Annotated in this window: 19 protein-coding genes; 14 read left to right on the top strand and 5 right to left on the bottom strand. The window is 70.2% G+C overall.

From position 1 onward, the window contains the following. Positions 1–179: 179 nt before the first annotated feature. From EDF31_RS10935 to EDF31_RS10910, 6 genes are all read left to right on the top strand, one after another. Positions 180–359 carry an SPOR domain-containing protein gene (locus EDF31_RS10935; RefSeq protein ID WP_111087009.1) on the top strand — a complete coding sequence of 60 codons (180 nt, stop codon included), beginning with the start codon at positions 180–182 and terminating at the stop codon, positions 357–359. 120 nt (positions 360–479) lie between these two features. Continuing rightward, positions 480–1817, top strand: a complete 1338-nt coding sequence (gene glnA, locus EDF31_RS10930) for a type I glutamate--ammonia ligase (RefSeq protein ID WP_111087010.1) — start codon at positions 480–482, stop codon at positions 1815–1817. Positions 1818–1830: 13 nt separating this feature from the next. Beyond that, on the top strand, positions 1831–4782 hold the full coding sequence (locus EDF31_RS10925; protein WP_131846145.1) for a bifunctional [glutamine synthetase] adenylyltransferase/[glutamine synthetase]-adenylyl-L-tyrosine phosphorylase: 2952 nt from the start codon (positions 1831–1833) through the stop codon (positions 4780–4782). A 503-nt stretch (positions 4783–5285) separates the two neighbouring features. Next, positions 5286–6887, top strand: coding sequence for a glycosyltransferase family 2 protein (locus tag EDF31_RS10920; protein ID WP_131846144.1), 1602 nt, complete (start codon positions 5286–5288; stop codon positions 6885–6887). Beyond that, entirely contained in the window at positions 6880–8490 is a 1611-nt protein-coding gene (locus tag EDF31_RS10915; RefSeq protein ID WP_131846143.1) for a glycosyl hydrolase, read from the top strand. The genes EDF31_RS10920 and EDF31_RS10915 overlap by 8 nt, the downstream gene beginning before the upstream one ends. After that, on the top strand, positions 8487–9914 hold the full coding sequence (locus EDF31_RS10910) for a UDP-glucose/GDP-mannose dehydrogenase family protein (RefSeq protein ID WP_131846142.1): 1428 nt from the start codon (positions 8487–8489) through the stop codon (positions 9912–9914). The genes EDF31_RS10915 and EDF31_RS10910 overlap by 4 nt, the downstream gene beginning before the upstream one ends. 358 nt (positions 9915–10272) lie before the next feature. Here EDF31_RS10910 and glnA (EDF31_RS10905) read toward each other — a convergent pair whose 3' ends face one another. Continuing rightward, positions 10273–11697 (bottom strand): type I glutamate--ammonia ligase, encoded by a 1425-nt coding sequence (gene glnA, locus EDF31_RS10905; protein WP_111087015.1) that lies wholly within the window; start codon positions 11695–11697, stop codon positions 10273–10275. 142 nt (positions 11698–11839) lie between these two features. Here glnA (EDF31_RS10905) and EDF31_RS10900 point away from each other — a divergent pair, with 142 nt between their 5' ends. Next, positions 11840–12295, top strand: coding sequence for an RDD family protein (locus EDF31_RS10900; protein WP_123292673.1), 456 nt, complete (start codon positions 11840–11842; stop codon positions 12293–12295). 300 nt (positions 12296–12595) lie between these two features. Here EDF31_RS10900 and EDF31_RS10895 read toward each other — a convergent pair whose 3' ends face one another. After that, entirely contained in the window at positions 12596–13309 is a 714-nt protein-coding gene (locus tag EDF31_RS10895; protein ID WP_111087017.1) for a DUF4191 domain-containing protein, read from the bottom strand. 128 nt (positions 13310–13437) lie between these two features. On the opposite strand from EDF31_RS10895, the gene EDF31_RS10885 reads away from it, so the two are divergent. Beyond that, a complete protein-coding gene (locus EDF31_RS10885; protein WP_165901394.1) occupies positions 13438–14268 on the top strand; it encodes a hypothetical protein in 831 nt (276 codons plus the stop codon). 145 nt (positions 14269–14413) lie between these two features. On the opposite strand, the gene sucB is transcribed toward EDF31_RS10885, so the two are convergent. The 3 genes from sucB to EDF31_RS10870 all read right to left on the bottom strand — a co-directional run bounded on the left by sucB (position 14414) and on the right by EDF31_RS10870 (position 18993). Continuing rightward, positions 14414–15913, bottom strand: coding sequence for a 2-oxoglutarate dehydrogenase, E2 component, dihydrolipoamide succinyltransferase (gene sucB / locus EDF31_RS10880; protein WP_131846139.1), 1500 nt, complete (start codon positions 15911–15913; stop codon positions 14414–14416). 73 nt (positions 15914–15986) lie between these two features. Next, the gene (lpdA, locus tag EDF31_RS10875; RefSeq protein ID WP_123292677.1) at positions 15987–17360 is read right to left on the bottom strand and encodes a dihydrolipoyl dehydrogenase; all 1374 of its coding nucleotides are present in this window, start codon (positions 17358–17360) and stop codon (positions 15987–15989) included. Positions 17361–17514: 154 nt separating this feature from the next. Next, positions 17515–18993: a leucyl aminopeptidase gene (locus tag EDF31_RS10870; protein ID WP_131846138.1), complete on the bottom strand. Its 1479-nt coding sequence runs from the start codon at positions 18991–18993 to the stop codon at positions 17515–17517. A 75-nt stretch (positions 18994–19068) separates the two neighbouring features. Between EDF31_RS10870 and EDF31_RS10865 the strand changes: the two genes are divergently transcribed. The 6 genes from EDF31_RS10865 (at position 19069) to EDF31_RS10840 (ending at position 25537) form a co-directional block, all read left to right on the top strand. Further along, entirely contained in the window at positions 19069–19998 is a 930-nt protein-coding gene (locus EDF31_RS10865) for a PAC2 family protein (RefSeq protein WP_131846137.1), read from the top strand. 156 nt (positions 19999–20154) lie between these two features. Continuing rightward, a complete protein-coding gene (locus EDF31_RS10860) occupies positions 20155–21474 on the top strand; it encodes an MFS transporter (RefSeq protein WP_123938178.1) in 1320 nt (439 codons plus the stop codon). A gap of 193 nt (positions 21475–21667) precedes the next feature. Next, positions 21668–22918 carry an RNA polymerase sigma factor gene (locus tag EDF31_RS10855; RefSeq protein ID WP_131846136.1) on the top strand — a complete coding sequence of 417 codons (1251 nt, stop codon included), beginning with the start codon at positions 21668–21670 and terminating at the stop codon, positions 22916–22918. Positions 22919–22922: 4 nt separating this feature from the next. After that, positions 22923–24182 (top strand): MurT ligase domain-containing protein, encoded by a 1260-nt coding sequence (locus EDF31_RS10850; protein ID WP_131846135.1) that lies wholly within the window; start codon positions 22923–22925, stop codon positions 24180–24182. Beyond that, positions 24179–24952, top strand: coding sequence for a hypothetical protein (locus EDF31_RS10845; protein ID WP_131846134.1), 774 nt, complete (start codon positions 24179–24181; stop codon positions 24950–24952). The genes EDF31_RS10850 and EDF31_RS10845 overlap by 4 nt, the downstream gene beginning before the upstream one ends. Before the next feature lie 126 nt (positions 24953–25078). Next, complete coding sequence (locus EDF31_RS10840; RefSeq protein ID WP_131846133.1) at positions 25079–25537, top strand: hypothetical protein; 459 nt, start codon at positions 25079–25081, stop codon at positions 25535–25537. Positions 25538–25647 lie beyond the last annotated feature (110 nt).

Raw genomic sequence — 25647 nt, 5'->3', positions numbered from 1 at the left:
CCACTCTAGCCGCGGCGCGACGCGCCGAGCGCAACCGCCCTACGGTGCGGCCCGACGGGGTGGGCGTGCCCGCCCTCCGGTGCGGCCCGACGGGGTGAGCGCGACTGCCTGGAGGCCCGCTGCCGGTCCGCCGGGCCGGCACCGGGCCTCCAGGTCGTCACCTGGGTACGGTGGGCGACATGAGCGACGAACGCATCGAGTCCCAGTGGTGGTTCAACGACAAGACCGGTCAGGTCGAGCAGGGTCCGCAGTCCCCGCAGCGTGACCGCATCGGCCCGTTCGACACGCGCGAGGAAGCGCAGCACGCGCTCGACCGGATCGCGGCGAACAACGAGAAGTGGGACGCCGACGACCAGTGACGCACCGGCGACGGCACGGTGACGGACCACTGACGCGTCGCACGGCCCCGCGCACGCCGCGGGACCACTAGCCTGGGACGAGGCCCGCCCGCGGCCACCCGATACACGGAAAGGTCGTGCATGGACAAGCAGACGGACTTCGTGCTCCGCACCATCGAGGAGCGCGGCATCAAGTTCATCCGACTCTGGTTCACGGACGTCATCGGGACGCTGAAGTCGGTGGCGATCGCCCCGGCCGAGGTCGAGGGCGCCTTCGCCGAGGGCATCGGGTTCGACGGCTCCGCGATCGAGGGGCTGTCGCGGTCCTACGAGGCCGACGTGCTCGCGCACCCGGACCCCTCGACGTTCCAGATCCTGCCGTGGCGCGGCGAGGTCGACCCGACCGCGCGGATGTTCTGCGACATCACGACGCCGGACGGCCAGCCCGCCGTCGCCGACCCGCGCAACGTGCTGAAGCGCACGTTGGCCCGGGCGAGCGAGCGTGGCTTCACGTTCTACACGCACCCCGAGATCGAGTTCTACCTGCTCAAGAGCCGCGAGTGGAAGGACGGCGGGCCGCAGCCCGTCGACCAGGCCGGCTACTTCGACAACGTCCCCGGCGGCAGCGCGCACGACTTCCGTCGCCGTTCCGTCCGGATGCTCGAGGACCTCGGCATCTCGGTGGAGTTCAGCCACCACGAGGCCGGCCCGGGCCAGAACGAGATCGACCTCCGCTACGCCGACGCACTGACGATGGCGGACAACATCATGACCTTCCGCACGGTCGTGAAAGAGGTCGCGATCGAGCAGGGCGTCTACGCGACGTTCATGCCGAAGCCGATCTCCGGCCAGCCGGGTTCGGGCATGCACACGCACGTCTCGCTCTTCGAGGGCGACCAGAACGCGTTCTACGAGGCCGGCGGCGAGTACCAGCTGTCCCGCACCGCCAAGCACTTCATCGCCGGTGTGCTCAAGCACGCACCGGAGATCACCGCGGTGACGAACCAGTTCGTGAACTCGTACAAGCGCCTCTGGGGTGGCGACGAGGCCCCGTCCTTCGTGACGTGGGGCCACAACAACCGTTCGGCGCTCGTGCGCGTGCCGCTGTACAAGCCCAACAAGGGGCAGTCCTCGCGCATCGAGTACCGCGGCATCGACTCGGCGGCGAACCCGTACCTGGCGTACTCGCTGCTGCTCGCTGCGGGGCTCAAGGGCATCGAGGAAGAGTACGAGCTGCCCGCCGAGGCCGAGCACGACGTCTGGAGCCTGACCGACGCCGAGCGTCGTGCCCTCGGGTACAGCCAGCTGCCGTCGAGCCTCGACCACGCCCTCAGCCTGATGGAGGACTCCGAGCTCGTCGCCGAGACCCTCGGCGAGCACGTGTTCAACTTCGTGCTCCTCAACAAGCGCCAGGAGTGGAAGCGCTACCGCGACCAGGTCACGCCGTTCGAGCTCGACACCAACCTCGGCGCCCTCTGAGCGAGCGCACCACATGACCGGTCGGACGACGTCGTCGCGTTCCGAGTTGGCCCGCCTGGGCTTCGCTGAGCTGTCGGAGAGCCTTGAGCGGATCGCCGACCTGGAGGCGCGGTTCGGCTCCGTCGTGCCGCTGCCGGTCAGCGGCACCCCGGCGCTCTGGGGCATCACCGCGGATCCCGACGGCGCGCTGCGGCTGCTGGAACGGCTGCTGGAGCGTGCTCCGGACGAGCTCCGCCCCGTCCTGACGGACGAGGCCGCGACGGAGCGGCTGATCCGCCTGCTCGGCGCCTCGGTCGGTCTCGGCGAGTTCCTGCACCGTCGTCCTGCCGAACTCGCACTGCTGCTCGAGCCCGTCGTCGCACCCTGGTCGCAGGAGCGGTACACGGCGTCCCTGCTCGAGGCGATCGACGGCGCCACCGGCGAGGACGCACGGATGTGCCTGCGGGTGCGGTACCGCCGGCACCTCGCGCAGATCGCCCTGTACGACGTGCTGCACTCGTCGCCGACCGAGGCGTTCCCGGCCGTCGCTGCCGGACTGGCCGACCTGGCCGGCGCAGCGCTCGACGCCGCGGTCGACGTCGCCCGGCGCGAGGTGCCGTTCCCGGCCGCCGACGTCGCTGCGACCCCGCTCGCGGTGATCGCGATGGGCAAGGCCGGCGCTCGCGAGCTCAACTACGTCAGCGACGTCGACGTCATCTTCGTCACCGAGGCCACCGACGACATCGGCACCGACCGTGCCGTCCGCATCTCGACGCGGATCGCGATCGCCGCGACCCACACGATCACCGACCTGGCCGCCGAACCCGGTCTGTGGGAGGTCGACGCGAACCTGCGACCGGAGGGCAAGGACGGCGCCCTCGTCCGCACGCTCGACTCGCACGTCGCGTACTACGAGCGCTGGGCGAAGTCGTGGGAGTTCCAGGCGCTCCTCAAGGCCCGGCCGATCGCCGGCTCGGCCGACCTCGGCGCGCGCTACGCCGAGGCCGTCGCACCGTTCGTCTGGAGCTCGTCGGCGCGCCCCGGGTTCGTCGAGTCGGTGCAGCGGATGCGCGAGCGCGTCACCGACCACATCCCCGACGGCGAGGTCGACCGGCAGCTCAAGCTCGGTCCGGGCGGCCTGCGCGACGTCGAGTTCACCGTGCAGCTCCTGCAGCTCGTGCACGGTCGTGACGACGAGTCCGTTCGGGTCCGTTCCACCCTCGAGGCGATGGACGCCCTGACCGCGGCCGGGTACGTCGGACGCGCCGAGGCCGCCCACTTCGGTCCGGACTACGCGCTGCTCCGGGTCCTCGAGCACCGTATCCAGCTCCGCCGACTGCAGCGGACGCACCTGATGCCGACCGACGAGGAGGAACTCCGCGTCCTCGCCCGGTCGAGCGGTCTGGCCACCTCGGCCGCAGCCCTCGAGACCCGGTGGCGGGCGGTCAAGCTCGAGGTCCGCGGCCTGCACGAGCGGCTGTTCTACCGTCCGCTGCTGTCCGCCGTCGCCACGACCGAGGGCGAGATCGTGCTGACCGACGACCAGGTCGTCGACCGGCTCGCAGGCGTCGGGTTCGTCGACCCGCCCGGTGCGCTGCGGCACATCCGGGCGCTCACACAGGGCACGAGCCGACGTGCGGCGATCCAGCGGAACCTGCTGCCGGTGCTCCTGCGGTGGATGGCCGAGGGGCCGGCGCCGGACCGGGCCCTGCTGGCGTTCCGACGGCTCAGCGACACCCTGGGGGAGTCCAGCTGGTTCCTCCGGATGCTCCGCGACTCCTCCGGGGCTGCGCACTCGCTGACCACCGTGCTGTCGGAGTCGGCGTTCCTGTCCGGTCTGCTCGAGCGGTTCCCGGAGGCCGTCGCCTGGCTCGACGAGCCCGAGTCGCTCCTGCGTGCCCGCCCGATGGACTCGTTGCTCGCCGAGATGACCGCGACGACGGCGCGGCACGGCAACGACGTCGACGGTGCGGCCAGCCTGCTGCGCTCGGCGCGCCGCCGCGAGACCCTCCGCCTCGGCATGGCTGCGGTGCTCGGCCACCTCGACGTGGACGCCCTGGGTGCTGCACTCAGCGACGTGACCGAGGCGACGCTCGCCGGGGCCCTCGCGCTCGCCCGACGGGACACCCCCGCGGACTTCGAGTTCGGGATCATCGCGATGGGCCGCTACGGCGGGCGTGAGCTCGGCTTCGGCTCCGACGCCGACGTCCTCTACGTGTACCGCGCGCCGGACTTGGCGACCGAGGTGGCCTCCCGGACGGCACAGACCATCGTGCGCGAGCTGAACCGGCTCACCGAGGACACCGTCCACCCGCTCGACCTCGACATCGACCTGCGCCCCGAGGGGAAGAACGGCCCGGTGGCGCGCACGCTCGAGTCCTACGGCGCCTACTACGCCCGGTGGTCGCTGACGTGGGAGGCGCAGGCGCTGCTCCGTGCCCGCGGGGCAGTCGGCGACGCCCAGCTGCTCCGGGACTTCGAGCACCTGGCCGACCGGACGCGCTACCCGGAGCGGATCGACGAGAACGAGGTGCGCGAGGTCCGACGCATCAAGGCCCGTGTCGAGTCCGAGCGACTGCCACGCGGGGCCGATCCGGCTCGCCACCTGAAGCTCGGGCGCGGATCGCTCAGCGACGTCGAGTGGTTCGTCCAGCTCCTGCAGCTGCAGCACGCCCTCGAGTTCCCCGCGCTCCGCACGACCTCGACGCTCGAGGCACTCGACGGTGCCGTAGCTGCCGGGTTCGTCAGTGCCGACGACGGCGAGCGGCTCGGTGCGGCCTGGCGTTTCGCCTCGCGGACGCGCAGTGCGCTGGTGCTCTGGTCGGGGAAGACCACCGACGTCCTGCCCGTCGACCGAGTCCAGCTCGAGGGCGTCGCGCGGCTGATGGAGTACCCGCCCGGCTCGGCGAGCGAGCTCGAAGAGGACTACCTCGGCGTCACCCGACGTGCACGGCAGGTCTTCGAGCGCGAGTTCTACGGCGCCTGACGCCGTACCGACACGCCCGGGCGTGCTCCCCGGACGCGAAGGTGACGAGTCGTCGCAGGTTAATTCCCCGTGTCGCGCACCGTCCCCCGTTCGTTTCGGACTGTACCCCGATTCGGACAGACGGGCCCGTCGTTACCGCGCCGTGACCACCACGCGCCGGGCCGCCGGCAGACGTGCCAGAGGTCCGCGCCGACTCGCCCGGTGACCCAGTCGTGAACAGGGGTTTCCCGGTGCGGTGATCCGCGCCTCCTGGCAGCAATCGCCGCCCTCCAGGGTGAGAGGCAGGGTGAACGCGGTCCGCAGGAGTGCTGTCAGCACGAGGGGGGACCACCGGTCCCGGTGGAGATGGGGACAAGTGTGTACCCCGTAACGCGTTGGAAACGCCCCCGGACGGGGGTCGCGTTGCGCTGGGGTTCAGCTTTCTGCGTCAATGGGGTCACCCGAACCGACCCTGATTCCCCAACGTCGCGGAATCTCCACCTCGAACGTTGAAGCAGGGATCAGTGTTCACCTTCATTCTGCAGATCAGGCAGATGGTCGAAGGCCACCCCGAGTTCTACCTGTTCGCCGTGTACTCCGCGGTGATCTGGTTGCTCTGGTTGGTCAAGGTCGTCATCTCCGCCCGCTACCGCCCGTTCACCGGCACCTTCGTCGGTACCACCAGCGTCGTCGTCCCCGTCGTGGACGAACCGCTCGACCTGTTCCGCGACGTCATCGGTCGCATGGTCGAGCAGCGACCCGGCGAGATCATCGTCGTCATCAACGGCGCCCGCAACGAGGCGCTCGAAGCCGTCTGCGACGAGTTCGCCCCGCTCGTCCGCTGGACCCACACGCCCATCCCGGGCAAGCGCAACGCCGTCAAGGTCGGTACCGAGATGTCCAACGGCGACATCACGGTGCTCGTCGACTCGGACACCGTCTGGACCCCCGGCGCGCTCGAGGAACTCCTCAAGCCGTTCGCCGACGAGTCCGTCGGCGGTGTCACGACCCGGCAGCGCATCCTCGAACCCGAGCGCAGCTGGATCACCCGCTGGGCCGACTGGCTCGAGAACTCGCGAGCGCTCTACTCGATGCCCGCCCAGAGCGTCCTCGGGCAGATCGGCTGCCTGCCCGGGCGCACGATCGCGTTCCGGCGGAGCATCCTGATGCGCGTCATGGACAAGTTCATGCACGAGAAGTTCATGGGTGTGTTCCTCGAGGTCTCCGACGACCGCACGCTCACGAACCTCACGCTCAAGGAGGGGTACCGGACCGTCTACCAGTACACCTCGCTGGTCTACACGGACGCTCCGCTGCAGGTGAAGAAGCTGTTCAAGCAGCAGCTCCGCTGGGCCCGTGGCTCGCAGTACAACACGTTGCGCATGCTGCCGTGGATGCTCGGTCACGCCCCGGTGCTCGCGGCGTTCTTCATCACCGACATCCTCCTGCCGTTCATGCTCTTCGGTGTGATCGCCGGTTGGATCTACCGGGCCTTCACCGGGCAGGGCGAGAACCTGTACCAGGGCATCCTGTCGCAGTACGGCTTCTCGACGGGCTTCGTCTACGTCGCCGCCCTGATGGTCGTCTCGTCGGTGCTCAGCATGGCCATCCGGCAGATGCGCCACCTGGCCGAGAAGCCGAGTGACTTCTTCCGCCTGCCGATGTTCATCATCGTGTCGACGTTCTTCCTCATGCCGATCCGGCTCATCGGCTTCTTCCGCCTGGCGCACGCGTCCGGCTGGGGGACCCGCGCCGGTGCCTACGCCGGCGGTCCGATGCAGGAGGACCCGTCCGACGCCGCGCAGCCGTCGTCCTTCGGCACCGAGACCCCGGTGAGCCCGATCGACGCCGCGGACCGTGCCCGGGCCGTCGACGGACGCGTGCCGCTCGGGAGCGACCAGGTGGCCGTGGACCGCGCGTTCGACGAGCTCTTCGGGGCCGACGCCACCACCAACTCCACCACGACCGTGCTCGCGACCCGGCGCGAGGCCGCTGCCGCAGCAGCAGTGCAGCCCGCAGCCCCACGGACCGCCCCCGTGAAGGCCCGCCGGTACAACCCGTACGCCGCGATCCCGTACTGCATCGGCATCGCGATCTTCGTCCTGGAGGCCTTCCTCATTGTCTGACATCATCCGCTCCTCCAGTACCTGGTGGGCGCAGTCGAGCAAGCACGCCCGCTGGACGGCCGTCGGCACGACCGCCATCGTCCTCGCCCTCGCCCTCATCACCTGGTCGGTCTGGGTCTCCCCGGCCGGCCCCGTCTCCACCGCCGTGCACCAGGCCCTCGGGGTCACCGCCCCCAAGGCCAAGAAGGTGTCCGCCGCCGAACTGCAGACGCAGCTCGACGCTGCCCAGGACCGCATCTGGGCGCTCGAGGGCAAGCTCGACTCCCGCACCGCCCAGGCCGGGTCGCGTGGCGACCAGATCACGGAGCTCAAGGCGCAGATCGCGTCGCTCCAGTCCCAGCTCGGTTCCGCGAAGGGCTCGGGAGGCTCGTCCTCCGTCACCGCGTCGGGTTCCGGTGCGAACGGGGCCGGCACCTCGGGCTCCGGCTCGGGTTCCGGGTCCGGCGGGTCCGCCGTCTCCGACAACGGGTCCGGGTCGGGTTCCGGCTCCGGTTCCGGCGGTAGCTCGGCCGGTGGGTCGGGTCCGGGTGGAGGCTCCGACGGCGCGGGTGGTGGCTCCGGTGGGGTCACCAACCCGAACCCCGGCCCGTCGACCGACCCGGGCACCACGCCCGTGGCGGTCCCGACCAAGGCAGACATCCTCGGGCAGCAGTCCCGCTGGTACGGCCTGTACACGGCGCAGTCCCCGTTCAACTGGTCCGAGTACGACCAGGTCTCGCAAGAGGTGGGGAAGGCGACGAACATGGTCGGCTTCTTCCAGGGCTTCGACCAGGACTTCAACCAGAACGCGGTCCAGCGCTCGTGGGCGAACGGTCGTCTGCCGATGATGACGTGGGAGTCGGTGCCCGCCAAGACGGGCAACGACGAGCCGTACGTCGAGGGCTACACCAACGAGGACGTCATCTCCGGCAAGTTCGACGCCTACCTGACGCAGTACGCCAAGTCCCTGGCGGCGAACGGCCAGCCGCTCGTCATCCGGTTCGACCACGAGATGAACGGCCAGTGGTACAACTGGTCCGAATCCGCGAAGCAGCAGAACGCCGCCGGTTCGTACACCGCGATGTGGCAGCACGTCTGGAACGTCTTCCAGGCCAACGGCGCGAACCAGTACGCCATCTGGGACTGGTCGCCGTCGCGCATCGACAAGCTCGGCAACGCGAAGTACCAGACGCTCGAGTACATGCAGAACTACTACCCGGGCGCCGAGTACGTCGACTGGGTCGGCATGAGCGGCTACTACCGTGACGCCACCGAGCAGCCGACCTTCGAGAACACCTTCGGTGCGACGCTCGCCCAGATCCGGCAGGTCGCGCCGGGCAAGGGCATCGTGCTCAACGAGATCGGGGCCACCGAGACCGGGGGCAGCGTCTCGAACCCCCAGAAGACCCAGTGGATCAACTCGCTCTTCGACGCCCTGGCCGACCCCGCCAACTCGGACATCATCGGCTTCGCGTACTTCAGCGAGACCGCGACCACGATCGTCGACGGCACACGCACCACGAACGACTGGCGACTCAACTCGCGAGCCGACTCCCTGGCGGCCTTCGCCGAGGGCATCAAGCGCAACGACATCGACTACGACCTGCAGGAGGTCACGCCATGACCGCGTCCAAGAAGTCGCCCGACCAGGCCGACACCCGTCCCGCACCCGTCATCAGCGTCATCGGCACCGGCTACCTCGGTGCCACCCACGCGGCCGCCATGGCCGAGATGGGCTTCGAGACCATCGGCGTGGACGTCGACCCGGCGAAGCTCGCCGCGTTGTCCGCCGGCGAGGTCCCGTTCTTCGAACCCGGCCTGCCCGAGCTCATCACGAAGCACGTCGCGAGCGGCAAGCTCCGGTTCACCGCCGACATCGCCTCGGCCGTCGCCGCCGCGGACGTCCACTTCGTCTGCGTCGGCACCCCGCAGAAGGCGGGCTCGCACGCCGCCAACCTGGCGTACGTCGAGAGCGCCACCCGCGGCGTCGCCGAGAACCTCACCCACCCGGGACTCATCGTCGGCAAGTCGACGGTCCCGGTCGGCACCGCGGCGCGACTGCGCGGCATCGTCCGCGAGTTCACGCCCTCGGGGATCGACGCCGAGCTCATCTGGAACCCGGAGTTCCTCCGCGAGGGCAAGGCCGTCGAGGACACCCTGCACCCGGACCGCCTGGTCTGGGGCGGCGCGTCCGAGGCTGCCGACGCCGTCATCCGCGAGGTCTACGCCGCGCCGATCAGCGAGGGCACCCCGGTCATCACCACCGACCTCGCCACCGCGGAGCTCGTCAAGGTGAGCGCCAACGCGTTCCTCGCCACGAAGATCTCGTTCATCAACGCGATCTCCGAGATGTGCGCGATCACCGGCGCCGACGTGTCGACGCTCGCCGATGCCCTCGGGCACGACGCTCGCATCGGCCGGAAGTTCCTGAACGCCGGCCTCGGGTTCGGCGGCGGGTGCCTGCCGAAGGACATCCGAGCGCTCATGTACCGCGCGAACGAGATCGGCGCGGGCCAGGTCGTCGGCCTCATGCAGCAGGTCGACGAGATCAACATGGGCCAGCGTCAGCGGGTCATCGACATGGCGATCGACTCGGCCGGGGGATCGGTGCTGAACCGTCGCGTGGCCGTGATCGGCGCTGCGTTCAAGCCCCTGACCGACGACGTGCGGGACTCCCCGGCGCTCAACGTGGCCGCTGCGCTCCACCTGCGCGGCGCCCAGGCCACCCTCTGGGACCCCGAGGCGATGGAGCCGGCGAAGCGCTCGTTCCCGACGCTGAGCTACGCCGCGTCGATGGCGGACGCGATCGAGGGCGCCGACGTCGTCCTGGTGCTCACCGAGTGGGACGAGATCATCACCGCCGACCCGGTCGCCCTCGGTGACCTCGTCGGTCGCCGCGTCGTGATCGACGCGCGCAACTGCCTCCCGGTCCACGACTGGGTCAAAGCGGGGTGGACCGTCCGTTCCCTGGGGCGGCCCACGCCGGTCACGGGTGCACCCGTGAGCGTCGCAGCGGGGACGAACGACTCGTTGGCCACGGCTCGCTAGTCACCGTTCGCGAAGCGGGGTCCGTGCCGGGCGGCACGGACCCCGTTCCCGTGTGTGCGGTGCCGGGTCGGATCGAGCACAGGTGGTCGAAACGGGCGTACCTGGTCGGAACTTTCGACCAGGTACGCCCGATTCGGCTTCCCAGTCCGGGTGCGATGGGAAGGAACGTGCGTCGCGACCAGCCGGGAGGCCCGGTGCCGGCCCGCCGGACCGGCACCGGGCCTCCAGGCGGTCGCGTCCGTACCCCCCCCGCCGAAGCGACACATTCCTGCGGATGGTTCGCGGCACACTGTCGCTGTCGCGACACACACGAAGGCCCCGCACCTGACGGTGCGGGGCCTTCGTGTGTCAGCGAGGATCAGACGCCGAAGTACAGCTCGTACTCGAACGGGTGCGGGCGCTGCGCCAGCGGGAGGATCTCGTTCTCACGCTTGTAGTCGATCCAGGTCTGGATGAGGTCCTCGGTGAAGACGTTGCCCTTCGTGAGGAACTCGTGGTCCGCCTCGAGGAAGTCGAGCGCCTCGTCGAGGGAGCCGGGGACCTGCGGGATGCCCTTTGCTTCCTCGGGCGGGAGCTCGTAGAGGTCCTTGTCGACGGGCTCGTGCGGCTCGATGCGGTTCTGGATGCCGTCGAGGCCCGCCATCAGCTGCGCGGCGAAGGCGAGGTACGGGTTGCCCGAGGCGTCCGGCGCGCGGAACTCGATGCGCTTGGCCTTCGGGTTGGTGCCCGTGATCGGGATGCGGATCGCAGCCGAACGGTTACCGGCCGAGTAGACCAGGTTGACCGGAGCCTCGAAGCCCTTGACCAGGCGGTGGTACGAGTTGATCGACGGGTTGGTGAAGGCGAGCAGCGCCGGAGCGTGCTTCAGCAGACCGCCGATGTACCAACGTGCCAGGTCGGACAGGCCGCCGTAGCCGTTCTCGTCGTAGAAGAGCGGCTTGCCGTCCGACCAGAGCGACTGGTGGGTGTGCATGCCCGAGCCGTTGTCGCCGAAGAGCGGCTTCGGCATGAACGTGGCGACCTTGCCCCACTGGTCCGCCGTGTTCTTGACGATGTACTTGAACTTCAGGATGTCGTCCGCGGCGTGGACCATCGTGTCGAACTTGTAGTTGATCTCCTGCTGGCCGCCGGTACCCACCTCGTGGTGCGAGCGCTCGAGCTCGAAGCCCGCGTCGATCAGCTTGAGGGTGATGTCGTCGCGCAGGTCGGCGGTCTTGTCGACCGGCGACACGGGGAAGTAGCCGCCCTTGTACGGGGTCTTGTTGGCGAGGTTGCCGCCCTCTTCGTCACGACCGGTGTTCCAGGCGCCCTCTTCGGAGTCGACCGCGTAGAACGACTCGTTCTGGGTGACGGAGTAGCGGACGTCGTCGAAGATGTAGAACTCGGCCTCGGGGGCGAAGAACGCGGTGTCCGCGATGCCCGTCGACGCGAGGTACTTCTCGGCCTTCTTCGCCACCTGGCGCGGGTCGCGGCCGTAGATCTCGCCGTTCCGCGGGTTGTAGATGTCGAAGATCATGATGAGCGTGCGCTCGGCGCGGAACTGGTCCACGTAGGCGGTGGTCACATCGGGGATCAGCTGCATGTCGGACTCGTGGATCGACGCGAACCCGCGGATCGAGGAGCCGTCGAAGAGCTGGCCGACCGAGAAGAAGTCCTCGTCGACGGTCGAGGCGGGGATGTTGAAGTGCTGCTGCACACCCGGCAGGTCCGTGAATCGGATGTCGAGGAACTTGACGTCGGTGTCCTTGATGAAGGCCAGGACCTCGGAGGAATCGCTGAACATGGGGGCCGATCTCCAATGGGTTGGGTGATGTCGGAGGTACCGATCAAGGCACCTCCGACGAGGCTATTGACACGGGGTTTCCCGGACGTGACTGAATTGTTTCGGGCGTGTTACGGGCGGCAGGTCGCCTACGCTTGGGGGCATGGCCCGCAGCTCCTCCAGTCCGTCCGCGCCCTCCGAGCACCCCGACGGCTGGCCGGGCAAGGACCTCGGTCTGCCGGAGGAAGGACCCCGCAGCGTCGGGCGGATCGGACGGCGGATCGTCGCCCTGCTCATCGACGGTGCCCTCGCCGACCTCATCGCCTACGTGACCGGGGTCTGGTCGCCGGTGAACGGTTCCGGGGACATCGCGCACTCGTGGGTGCAGTTGGCGATCTTCGCCGCGCTCCAGGTGCTCTTCATCTGCCTGTTGTCCGGCTCGTTCGGGCACATCTGCGTCGGGCTGCGCGTCGTGCCGATGCGCGGGGGCTACGTGGGGGTGTGGCGTCCGGTCGTCCGGACCGTCCTGCTCTGCCTGGTGGTGCCGGCGCTCATCATCGACCGGGACAGCCGCGGTGCCCACGACCGCATCGCCGGCACAGTGCTCGTCCGCCGCTGACCCGGGGCCGCGCCACCGGCCGCACCGCACGGTGCGAGGTTCGTCGGCGCGCGCGCCGGGATGCGCGCCGCGGTGCTGCTGCGCACCGTGCGAGGTTCGTCGGCACGTGCGAGGTTGCCCGCTCGGTGCAGCGCGACAGGCTCGCACCGAGCGGGCAACCTCGCACCAAGTGGCCGAAGGCGCACGGTGCGCCCGGCTTGCGCCACCGACCGCACCGACCGCACCGCACCGCACGCAGACTGCAGAACGCCCCCGACCTGGCACGGTCGGGGGCGTTCTGCGTGGTGGTTCGGGGTCAGGTCAGCGCGGACGTCCGGCACGGGCACGCATCGGGTCCATGCCCTTCGGGATCGCCGCGGCGGGGCTCTGCGTCAGCGAGTCGAGGCGGTTCGCGACGGCCAGGACCTCGTTGCGGTTGAGCGACTTCTTGAACTTGTTCATGGCACGGGGGAGCTTGTGCAGCGTGAGGGTGTCGTCGCCGTCACCGACGCTGACCACGTGGACCGCGACGTTCGGGACGATGCGCTGCACCTTGCGACGCTCTTCGTCGACCTGACGCTTCAGGTTGCCGCGCTGGCCCTCGGTGATGAGGACGACGCCGGGACGCCCCACCGCGCGGTAGACCGCGGACTGCGAGCGACCGTGCACGGCGACGGGCATCTCGCTGGAGCGCCACTGCCGACGCAGCGAGTTGGAGAGCACCGCACCGACGGCGCCGGGCTGGCCCTCGATCTGCGAGTACGCCGCCCGCTCGGCCAGCCGGCCGAGGACGATGAGGAAGAGCAGCACGCCCATCAGGACACCGGCGACGATCCACAGGATCATCGCGAGCCAGTTCTGGCCCGGGAGCACCAGCGCCAGCACGATGCCGAGGACGACGGGGCCGACGAATGCGAGGGCGAACCACCAGACGGACGACGGGTCGGCCCGTCGGGTCATCTGGAAGACCTGGAACATCTGCTTGAGACGCCCCGGCTCCTTCGCCTTCGTGTCTGTGGAAGTGCTGCGTGCCATGCTGACAGGATACGGCCTCCGCGGTCCGGGGGAGACCGCAGTCGGTCCGGCTGTGCGCGAACACGCGTTGTCCACAGACCGGGCAGGACGGACAGGAGGCCCGACTCGCCTCCGCCACGCTCGTCACCATGGACACGAGCACCGACCAGAGCATCGAGGACGCCCGCAGCGAGGGCTGGGTCGCGCCGGCCGGCGACGCTGCCGTGGCGGCCTGGATCGCGGACCGGTGCGCCACCGGACACCGGCACCTGGTGCCCGTCGAGGCAGTGGGCCGGACCGGGGCCGGCGGGCTCGTGACCCTGCTCGACCGCCCACACGGGACGCCGCTCCCGGTGGCGCTGGACCGTCTCGGCACCCCGACGACCGGGGTCGCGGTCACCCTCTGCGTCCCGCTGCTCGAGCTCCTCGTCGCGGCCGTGGACGGCGCGGTGCGGCTCGGCGTCGCCGGGATCGACGACGTCCTGGTGGACGACGCGGGCGCCGTGGTGCTGTGCGATCGCCCGGCTGGAGCCGTCCGCGACGGCACGGAGCTGCCCGGTGACGATGCTGCACGGGTCCTCGTACTCGCTGCCCGGGTCGTCTGGGACCGTGTCGACCCGCGCGATCCGAGTCGCGACGAGGTGGACGCTGCGCTCCTCGCGGCGCTCGACGGCGACCGCAGCACCGTGTGCGCGGCGCTCGACGCGGTCCGGGGTGCGGCGCCGCCGCGGCCGTTCCGATGGGCCCCACCGCCAGCCGACCTGGTGTTCGTCGAGGCGGACCCGCCGCTCGACACGACGGGCCCGGCAGCTCGACTGCGCGAGGTCGTCGAGCGCGGCATCCCGCTCGGTGCTGGTCGGCGGTTGCCGCTCCGCCGCGCCGTGGTCGGTGTCGTCGTCGCGATCGGTACGGTCGTCGCCGCGGTGTCCGTGCTCGGTGCCGGGACGGACGCCGGGACCGGTGCGGGTGGTGGTGGCTGACGCGCCCGGACACACCCGGCCGCCCCCGGCCGCCCCCGGACGCCCCCGGACGCCGACGAACCGGAGCGGGAACGGAAACGGGAACGGCCCCGGCTCCCCACGAGGGGGAACCGGGGCCGTCGGCCGTGGTGCTGGGGTGCTGGGGTCAGTACCCGAGGTTGGGGGCGAAGTTGCCTTCTTCCAGGCGGTTCTTGACCGCGACCAGGTAGCGCGAGGCGTCCGCACCGTCGATGATCCGGTGGTCGTACGACAGCGCGAGGTAGACGAACGAACGGATCGCGATCGCTTCCTGGCCGTCGACCTTCACGACTGCGGGACGCTTCGTGACGATGCCGGTCCCGAGGATCGCCGACTGCGGCAGGAACACCACGGGGGTGTCGAACAGCGCGCCACGCGAACCGGTGTTCGTCAGCGTGAACGTACCGCCGGCGAGCTCGTCGGGCTTGAGCTGGTTGTTCCGGGTGCGCTCCGCCAGGTCCGCGATGGACTTCGAGAACTGCGCCAGGTCGAGCGAGGCTGCGTCCTTGATGACCGGGGTCAGCAGGCCGCGCTCGGTGTCCACCGCGATGGAGACGTTCTCGGACTCCGGGTAGACGATCTCGTCGCCCTCCACGGTCGAGTTGATCTTCGGGTGGGCCTTGAGCGCCTCGGACGCCGCCAGGGCGAAGAACGGCATGAAGGAGAGCTTCGAACCGGTCTTCTCGAGGAACTCTGCCTTGTGGGCGTCGCGGAACTGCGCCACCTTCGTGACGTCCACCTCGACGACGCTCGTGAGCTGTGCGGTCGAGGTCATCGACTGCACGGCGCGCTCGGCCACGACCTTGCGCAGGCGGGTCATCTTCTCGCGGGTGCCGCGCAGCGGCGAGACCTCGGCGACGAACGGACCGGACGCGGCGGCGGGTGCAGCTGCACCACCGGCGGCCGGGGCCTTCGCGACGGCCGCGAGCACGTCCTCCTTGCGGATGCGCCCGCCGACACCGGAACCGGTGACGGTGGACAGGTCGACGCCCTGCTCGTTCGCGAGCTTGCGGACGAGCGGCGTGACGTAGCCGGAGGCTGCGCCGTCCTGCGTCGGGTTCGGCACCGCGGCGGCAGTGGTCGCGCTCGGCGCGGCCGGTGCGGGTGCGGCAGCGGCCGGCGCCGGGACGGCGGCCGGGGGTGCGGCGGCGGGCGGCGGGACCGGAGCGGCCTGCGGGACCGGAGCGGCTGCGGGCGGTGCCGACGGGGCTTGCGGGGCCGCGGGCTGCGTCTGTCCGGCGGGGGCCGGCTCGGGCTCGGTGGGCTCCGGGGCAGGGGTCTCGGACTCCTGCTCGGTGCTCGGCTCGGCCTCGGGGGCCTCTGCCTCGGCAGCGGCTTCGTTCGAGGACTCGTCGGACGAACCGGAGTCGGAGGAACCGGAGTCGGACGAGCCGTCGCCGATCTTCACCAGCGCGGTGCCGACCTCGACGGTCTCGTCCTCCTGCACGAGGATCTCCTCGATGACGCCGGCGACGGGCGACGGGATCTCGGTGTCGACCTTGTCGGTCGAGACCTCGAGCAGCGGCTCGTCGACCTCGACCCGGTCACCGACGTTCTTCAGCCATCGGGTCACCGTGCCCTCGGTGACGCTCTCGCCGAGCGCCGGGAGGCTGACGGATTCGCTCATCGGGTGGACTCCTCTTCGCGGGGGGTTGCAGTTGTTGTGGATGTCATTGTCACAGGGCGCGGACTCGTGCGGGTCACAGCGCGTGCAGCGGCTTGCCCGCGAGGTGCATGAACGCCTCGCCCAGGGCCTCGTTCTGCGTCGGGTGCGCGTGCACGAGCGGAGCGATGTCCTCCGGGTACGCCTCCCAGTTCACGGCGAGCTGGGCTTCACCGATGAGCTCGCCGACGCGGGCGCCGATCATGCTCACGCCGACGACGGGGCCGTCGACGACGCGGACGACCTTGACCGAACCGGACGTGCCGATGATGTGGCTCTTGCCGTTGCCGGCCAGGTTGTACTCGTACGAGTCCACCTTGTCGGCGCCGTACTCGGCCTCGGCCTTGGCCTGCGACAGGCCGACGGAGGCGACCTCGGGGTCGGAGTACGTGATCTTCGGGATGTTCTTGTCCTCGATGATCACCGGGTTCAGGCCGGCGATCTCCTCGGCGACGAAGATGCCCTGCTGGAAGCCGCGGTGCGCGAGCTGCAGGCCGGGGACGATGTCGCCGACCGCGTAGACGTTCGGCAGGTTGGTGGCGAGGCGCTCGTTCGTGGTGACGAAGCCGCGGTCCATGGCGACGCCGACCTCGTCGAAGCCGACGTTCTGCGTGACCGGGCCACGTCCGACGGCGACCAGCAGGACGTCGCCGTCGAAGGTCTTGCCGTCCTCGAGCGTCACGACGACGCCGTTCTCGTGCTGCTCGACGCCCTGGAACCGGACACCGAGCGAGAACTCGATGCCGCGCTTGCGGAAGGCGCGCTCGAGCTGCTTCGACATCGACTCGTCTTCAGCGGGGACGAGGTGGGGGAGCGCCTCGACGATCGTGACCTCGGCGCCGAAGGACTTCCAGACGCTGGCGAACTCGACGCCGATGACGCCGCCGCCCAGGATGACGACCTTGTTCGGCACGTAGTCCATGCGCAGTGCGGTCTCGGAGGTGATGACGCGGCCGCCGATCTCGAGCCCGGGCAGGGACTTCGAGTAGGAGCCGGTCGCGAGCACGACGTTCTTGCCGACGATGTTCTGGTCGCCGACCTGCACGGTGTTCTGCGAGGTCAGTCGACCCCAGCCCTCGACGACGGTGATGCCGCGGGCCTTGATGAGGCCCTGCAGGCCCTTGTACTTCGAGGTGATGACGCCCTGCTGGTACTCGATGACCTTCGGGACCTCGACACCGGCGAACTCCGCGATCACGCCGTACTTCTCGGCGTCACGCGTCGCGTCGGCGACCTCGGCCGCGTGCAGCAGCGCCTTGGTGGGGATGCAGCCACGGTGCAGGCACGTCCCTCCGAGCTTGTCGCCCTCGATGAGCGCGACGCTCATGCCGAGTTCGGCGGCCCGGAGCGCAGCGGCGTAGCCACCGCTCCCGCCACCGAGGACCACGACGTCGTAAGTCTGTTCCGTCACCTGGTGCAACTCCCTCGTGCGTGTCGGGCCGATCGGGCCCTACGTGGACACCGCGGGGGCGGCGTCCGACGGTCGGACCGCGTGGTTCCGGTCCCGTCCCGTGCAGTACCAGTGGGAGGCGCGTCGATGCCCCGTCCCACCGGTACCAAACCTACTACTCGGACTGGAGGTCTTCTGCGAGCGCGATGAGCGTCCGGACCATCACACCCGTCGCGCCCTTGCCGAGCCACCCGTAGCCGCCGCCCTTGTGCTCGGACGGGCCGGCGATGTCGAGGTGCGCCCACGGGATGTCCTCGCCGACGAAGCGCTCCAGGAACTTGCCAGCGAGCAGCATGCCGCCGGCCGGGTTGCCGACCGTGGCGTTGACCATGTCGGCGACGTCGCTGGCGAGCCGGGCGTCGAGTTCCTCGGGCAGGGGCATCGGCCAGATCGGCTCCGACACACCCTCGGCCACGGCACGGAGCTTCGCGACGAGGTCGTCGCTGCCCATCAGGCCGGTGGTGCGGTCGCCGAGCGCGACGACCTGCGCGCCGGTCAGGGTGGCGACGTCGACGATCGCGTCGGGCGTCTCGAGCGAGGCGGCGGCCATGCCGTCGCCGAGCACCAGGCGGCCCTCGGCGTCGGTGTTCGTGACCTCGACGGTCTTGCCGTTCTTGAGGGTGAGGACGTCACCCGGGCGGGTCGCCGTGCCCGACGGCATGTTCTCGGCGAGTGCGAGCCAGGCGGTGACGCGCACGTCGAGGCCCAGGCGTGCGGCGGCGACGGTCGCGGCGAGCACCGTGGCGGCGCCGGTCATGTCGGTCTTCATGCCGAGCATCGACGCCGCCGGCTTGAGCGAGAGCCCGCCCGAGTCGAACGTGATGCCCTTGCCGACGAGGGCGAGGTGCTTCGTGGCGGACTCCGGTGCGTAGCGGACGACGACCAGGCGCGGGGGACGCGCCGAACCACGGCCGACGCCGAGGATGCCGCCGAAGCCCTGCTCCTCGAGTGCCTGCTCGTCGAGGACCTCGACGGTGAGCGGGAGGTCCGAGGCGAGCCCGGTCGCCACGTCGGCGACGTCCTGTGGTCCCAGGTCGCCGGCGGCGGTGTTCACGAGGTCGCGGACCAGCGACGCGGCGTCGGCCACGATCGCCGGACGGACCGCGGCGTCCGTCGCGGCGGACGGCGCGAGGACCGTCACGCGCTGGTCGCCACGCGTCGGCCCGGTCGTGCCGGCGCCCTTGTGCCGCGTGAAGGCGTAGGCGCCGAGCGCGGCGCCCTCGAGCGCGGCCTCGACGAGTGCGTCGGTGTCGGTCGGCAGCGCAAGGGCGATCGACGCGGCGTGCGGCAGCTGGCGGACGGCGCTGCCGGCGGCCGAGCGGTAGGCGGCGGCGTCGGTCCCGGTGCCGAGCCCGATGAGCGCGATGCTCGCGGCGTCGACGCCGACGGCCGGGATGCGCACGAGCTGGTCCTTGGCGCCGGTCGCGCCGATCGCCGCGAGGTCGAGGTCGTCGAGCGCGGAGAACGGTGTCGTGGCCGGCTGGGCGATCGTCGCGGGGGCACCGTCGGCACCGGGTCGGACGCCGACCACGAGGACGTCGGCGGAGATCGAGGAGGGGGCGGAGGAGTCGGTGGAGAGCGTCGGTCGGACCATGCTCCAACCCTATCCACGCACTGTTCGCTGTCGGCGTGGCCGTCCCGCGCGGGGGCGTCGGTGGCCCCGCCTAGCATGGGGACGGTGAACCACCCCGAGGAGCTCTACACGTTCGACGAGGCCGCCCCGACCGTGCCGGCCGGGCTGCACCTGGTCGCCGGGCTCACCGGGTTCGCGGACGCCGGTTCGGCCGTTGCCCAGGTGACGACGTCGGTGCTCGAGGACCTCGACACGCAGCTCGTCGCCGAGTTCGACCCCGACGTGCTGCTCGACTGGCGTGCTCGCCGGCCCGTCATCACCTTCGAGCACGACCACATCGCCGCCGTCGAGCCGCCCCGGCTGGCGCTGCACCTCGTGCGCGACGAGATCGGCCAGCCGTTCCTGTTCCTGTCCGGGTACGAGCCGGACTTCCAGTGGAACCGGTTCGTGGACGCCGTCACCGGCCTCGCCGCCCAGCTCCAGGTCGCGGACACCACCTGGGTGCAGTCGATCCCGATGCCGGTCCCGCACACCCGCCCGATCAGCCTGACCGTCTCCGGCACCCGCGCCGACCTCGTCGAGCAGATGAGCGTCTGGAAGCCCGAGACCCAGGCGCCGGCGAACGTCCTGCACCTCGTCGAGCACCGGCTCGCATCCACCGGTGCGCAGGTCACCGGGCTCGTCCTGCTCGTCCCGCACTACCTGTCGGACACCGAGTTCCCGGACGCGGCCGTCGCGGCCCTGTCCGGCGTCGCCGCGGCCACCGGCCTCATCTTCCCGACGGACGCCCTGCGCGAGGCGGGTCGCGAGTTCCTCACCCGGGTCGAGGAGCAGGTAGCCGGCAACGCCGAGCTGCAGCGACTCGTCGGTGTGCTCGAGGAGCGGCACGACACGTACATGGAGGGCAACCCGGTCGCGTCGCCGCTCACGGACGTCGACGGCGAGGTGCCGACCGCGGATGCGATCGCGGCCGAGCTCGAGCGCTTCCTGGCGGATCGTCGCACCCAGGGTGACGGCGGCGAGTAGCCGGGTCGGGCCCTGAACGGTCCGGAACAGCGGCCTGGAGGCCCGGGGCGGGCCCGCACCGTCCCTCCCGTCGGTCGTCCGGTCGCGACCAGGCCGTCACCTGCGTCGGCGACACACGTCGCGTATCCGGCTCCGCCGGATCGGTAGCCTGTCGGGGTGAACTCCCGTCGCGCCTACCTGATCTGGGGCATCGCGGTGCTCGCCTACGTCCTGGCGGTCGTGCAGCGGTCCTCGCTCGGGGTCTCCGGGGTGGACGCGCAGGACCGGTTCGCCGTCTCGGCGGCGGTGTTGTCCACGCTCGCGGTCGTGCAGATCGCCGTGTACGCCGGACTCCAGATCCCGGTGGGCGTCGCGCTCGACCGGGTGGGGCCGCGCAAGCTCGTCCTGCTCGGCGCCGCACTCCTCGTGGTCGGCCAGGCTGTCGTGGCCTTCTCGCCGACGATCGGCCCGGCGATCGCGGGCCGGGTGCTCGTGGGTGCCGGCGACGCGATGACGTTCATCTCGGTGATCCGCCTGGTGCCGATGTGGTTCAGCGGCCGGATCCTGCCGCAGATCTCGCAGTGGACGGGCAACCTCGGGCAGATCGGCCAGATCCTGTCGGCGTTCCCGTTCGCGGTGCTCCTGCACGCCGCGGGGTGGACGCCCGCGTTCGGGGTCGCCGCCGCCGCGAGTGCCGTCGGGCTCGTCCTGGCGTTCGTCTTCGTCCGCAACGGCCCCGTGGTCGTGCGGACCGGAACGATCCCGCTGCCGCACTCGTGGGGCGCCGCGTTCCGGACGTTCGGGCACGCGTTGCGTCGACCGGGCACGCAGCTCGGGTTCTGGTCCCACTACGTGACGCAGTCGTCCGGCACGGTGTTCTCGCTGCTGTGGGGCGTCCCCATGCTCCGCGGGCTCGGGTACAGCCCCGCCGAGGCCGCCGGCTTCCTGACGATCATCGTCGCCGTGGGCTTCGTCGCCGGGCCGGTGCTCGGGCTGTTGTGCGCGCGGTTCCCGATGCGCCGATCGAACCTCGTGCTCGGCGTGGTCGTGCTGCTCGCCGTCGTGTGGACCGCGATCCTGCTCTGGCCCGGCCACCCGCCGACCTGGCTGCTCGTGCTGCTCGTCGTGGCGATGGGCATCGGCGGCCCCGGTTCGCTGATCGGGTTCGACTTCGCCCGGACGTTCAACCCGGTCGGTTCCCTCGGGTCCGCGAACGGCGTCGTCAACGTCGGGGGCTTCCTGGCTGCCTTCGTGATGATGTACCTGATCGGGCTGCTGCTCGACGTGATGTCCCGCGTCACCGGTGAGACCGTGTTCGCCTGGGACAACTTCCGCGTGGCCCTCACGGTGCAGTACCTGGTGGTCGGGTTCGGTGTCGCGATGCTCCTGCACGCCCGGCACCGCACGCGCCGGGTGCTCCACGCGGAGGAGGGAATACGCGTCGGACCGCTCTGGGTTGCACTCGTTGCGCGCCTGCGGAAGCGGCACGTGCAATAATGATCACGGACCCACTCAGGACCCCCATCCTGTCGGAGCACTTCGGAGCGCCGATCAACCCGGGGGACTTGACATGGGTCTTAGTGCTGCCCGGAACGGTAGGACTCGACGACGCGGGGGACTGCGGCTCGGGCCCTGGGCGGCGAGGGAGGCCACGACCCCACGAACGTGGCACGACGAGAGAGGTGATCGCATGGCTGCCCGGAGCACGACGATCGATCCCACGAAGGACACTCAGCCCGAAGGTGATGTGGCAGAGGACGCCACGGACGCCGAGGGAACCGCCGCGCCGAAGAAGCGCGCCACCAAGGCCCCCGCCAAGAAGGCCCCGGCCAAGAAGGCCGCCCCGAAGGCGAAGAAGGTCGACCCCGTCGACGAGGCGAACGAAGCCACCGACGAGCCGACCGAGGACGTCGAGGACACTGACGACAAGGCGATCAAGCCCGACGCCGCCGCTGCGGTCGCCGCCGGCGCGCTCGTCATCTCGCAGACCGACGACGACGAAGCCCCGGTCTACTCCACGACCATCACGGGTGCGACCGCCGACCCGGTGAAGGACTACCTCAAGCAGATCGGCAAGGTCGCCCTGCTCAACGCCGAGCAGGAGGTCGAGCTCGCGATGCGCATCGAGGCCGGCCTGTTCGCCGAGGACAAGCTGCAGCACTCGACCGGGCTGACCAAGCCGGCCGAGCGTGAGCTGCGCTGGGTCGCCCGCGACGGACAGCGCGCCAAGTCGCACCTGCTCGGCGCGAACCTCCGCCTCGTGGTGTCGCTCGCCAAGCGCTACACCGGCCGTGGCATGCAGTTCCTGGACCTCATCCAGGAGGGCAACCTGGGCCTGATCCGTGCGGTCGAGAAGTTCGACTACACGAAGGGCTTCAAGTTCTCGACCTACGCGACGTGGTGGATCCGCCAGGCGATCACCCGCGCCATGGCCGACCAGGCCCGCACCATCCGCATCCCGGTGCACATGGTCGAGGTCATCAACAAGCTCGCTCGTGTCCAGCGCCAGATGCTGCAGGACCTCGGTCGCGAACCCACTCCGGAAGAGCTCGCCCGCGAGCTCGACATGACCCCGGAGAAGGTCGTCGAGGTGCAGAAGTACGGTCGCGAGCCGATCTCCCTGCACACGCCCCTGGGCGAGGACGGCGACTCCGAGTTCGGTGACCTCATCGAGGACACCGAGGCGGTCGTGCCGGCTGACGCAGTGGGCTTCACCATGCTGCAGAAGCAGCTCGAGAGCCTGCTCGACTCCCTGTCCGAGCGCGAAGCGGGCGTCATCCGCATGCGCTTCGGCCTCGGTGACGGCCAGCCGAAGACCCTCGACCAGATCGGTGACACGTTCGGCGTGACGCGTGAGCGCATCCGTCAGATCGAGTCCAAGACGATGGCGAAGCTCCGCCACCCGTCGCGGTCGCAGTCGCTGCGCGACTACCTCGAGTAGGCCGATGCGGTTCTTCATCCCGATCCTGATCGGGCGGATCCTCCGTGCCCTCGCCAGAGCGCGGGGCGGGGGATCCGCGTACCCCGGCTTCATCGTGCTCAAGCTCGTGCCGGACTTCCTGCAGCACGTGACGAAGCAGTTCCCGAACGGCGTCGTCTTCGTGCTCGGCTCGAACGGCAAGTCGACGACCACGCACATGATCTCGGACATCGTCCGGGCGCACGGGCTCCGCGTCTTCACGAACCCGTCCGGGGCGAACCTGCCGCAGGGCATCGCGTCGGCGTTGCTGTCCGAGGTGTCGCTGACCGGTCGCCTGAAGGCGGACATCGGCATCCTCGAGGTCGACGAGGCCTTCGCGGTCGAGCTCGCCGGCATCCTGTCGCCGTCCACGGTGACGATGCTCAACGTGCAGGTCGACCAGCTGTACCGGTTCTTCGAGACCGAGCGCGTCGCCGACATGATGCTCGACACCGCGGCACTGTCCACGGCGAACGTGATCACGAACCGCGACGACCAGTTCCTCGACGCCTACGTGGCGCGCACCGGCCAGCGGGTGCTGCGCTTCGGTGCGAGTGCCGAGGTCGTCGCCGCCGCACCGAACGGCCTGCAGAACGCCGACGACTTCGACCGGCAGGACGCCCAGCCGAACGTCGCAGAGTCAGAGGTCGTCGTGAACACCGGTGACGGCGCGACGATCCGTTTCGACGGTGCCGACATCGCGGTTCGCCTGCCCGCACGCGGCCTGCATTACGCGGTCGACGCTGCTGCTGCCGCCGCCACGGCCAGCGCGGCACTCGGCACGCAGTTCCGCGCCGACGCCGTCACGAAGGCCTTCGGCACGATGAAGCCGGCGTACGGCCGCGGGGAACGACTCCCCATCGCCGGCGAGTCCGCAGAGTTCACGATGTTCAAGAACGCCGCGAGCCTCCAGCTCAACCTCGACGCGCTGCCGGACCGCCCCGAGCAGGTCCTCATGGCGATCGACGAGGGCACGCCGGACATCTCGTGGATCTACGACATCGACTTCTCGAAGCTCGACCACGTCGACGTCGTCTCCGGTGACAAGGCCTGGCAGATCGCGATCGCCCTCGAGCACGCCGGTGTCCGCATCGGCCGGGTCGACCCCGACGTCGAGGCCGCGATCAAGCACATGGAGCAGCTCGGGTCGACGACCAGCGGGACGAAGAACTTCATCGTCAACTACGAGATCATGATGATCGCCCGCAAGGCCCTCGGCCACCCGGACATGGAGAAGACCGCATGACGGCCGACCGGCTGACCATCCTGCACGTCTACCCCCGGCAGATGGGCGTCTCGGGGGACCGCGGCAACGTCGCGGCCCTCGTCCGCCGTGCCGCCGCAGCCGGCCTCGACACCGAGGTGCTCGAGTACGCGCCCGGCGACGACCTGCCCGCCGCGGCCGACGTCGTGGTCATCGGCAACGGACCGCTCAGCGCGATGCGTTCGCTCGGTGCCGACGTCGCCCGCATCGGTGCTCCGCTCCGTTCGTTCGCGAGCGACGGTGTGCCGGTCATCGCCGTCGGCGGCGGGTTCGACCTGGCGACGAACGAGGTCGTCCCCACCGAGGGTGCTCCGCTCGCCGGGTTCGGCGTGTTCGACGCCCGCGCCGTCCGCGGTGCCGAACGTCGGGTCAACTACTTCGTCCTCGAGACCCGGTACCCGCTGCTCCCCGGTGCGCCGAAGCGTCTCGCCGGCTTCGAGGACCACGCCACCACGATCGAGCTCGCGGCCGGGGTCACCCCCTTCGCCGACGTCGTGTCCGGCGGGGGCAACCAGGCGGGAGCCCCGGTCGAGGGCGCGATCGTCGGCACGTCGTTCGGTACGCACACGCAGGGGCCGATCCTGCCGCTCAACCCGCAGCTGACCGACGGTGTCCTCGCCGCAGCCGCCGCACGCCTGGGCCGCGAGTACTCGCCGGACCCGGAGCAGACGGCGACCATCGACCGCTACGCACGCGAAGCGCGCGCTACCGTCGACCGCTACGTCGACAAGGCGTTCAAGCGCATCGCGTGACGCTCACGAAGGCCGGGTCCCGACGGGACCCGGCCTTCTTCGTGTGCACCGCCGTGGCAACAATTGCCAGCTGTGACACGTCGCGTTCCGGATGTGACATGTTGGAAGCCGAACAAGGAGGTTTTCATGCACCACAGCAAGCACGCCCTCGTCCTCGTCGGCGCACTCGTCATGACCCTGACCACCGCGGGGGAGGTCATCCAGCCAGCACCCGCCGAAGCCGCGACGACGCGGATCGCCGACCCGTGCGGATCGGTCCCGACGACCACGACCGAGTTCGACGGCGTCCCGGGGACGATCTTCTACAAGCGGCTCCAGTGCCTCGGCAGCATGGCGGGGTACTACGGCTACAAGGGGCCGATCGACGGGATCATGGGTCCGAACTCCTGGACGGGTGTCTCCGAGCAGCTCGCGAAGGGCGGGTACTTCCGTGCCGGCGACCTCCACAACTGGCAGAGCCCCGAGATCATCCGGGCACTGCAGCGATGGGCGGCCGCACACGGCCGCTACAGCGGCCCCATCGACGGTGTCTGGGGGCCGAACAGCTACCGCGGCGCCGCCTGGGCGCTGAACCGCGCGTTCTGAGACGGGCAACAGACAGACGGGAGGCCCGGTGCCAGTGGACTGGTCCCCGGTTCTTGGACTGATTAGTCGGTTCGAGATCCGGGGATGGTTCGTGTGGGTGGTACCGCGTC

This window comes from Curtobacterium sp. PhB142 (assembly GCF_004341255.1).
GTDB lineage: Bacteria > Actinomycetota > Actinomycetes > Actinomycetales > Microbacteriaceae > Curtobacterium.
Note: the sequence above shows the minus strand (reverse complement) of the source record. Positions and strands in the feature narration are given on the sequence as shown.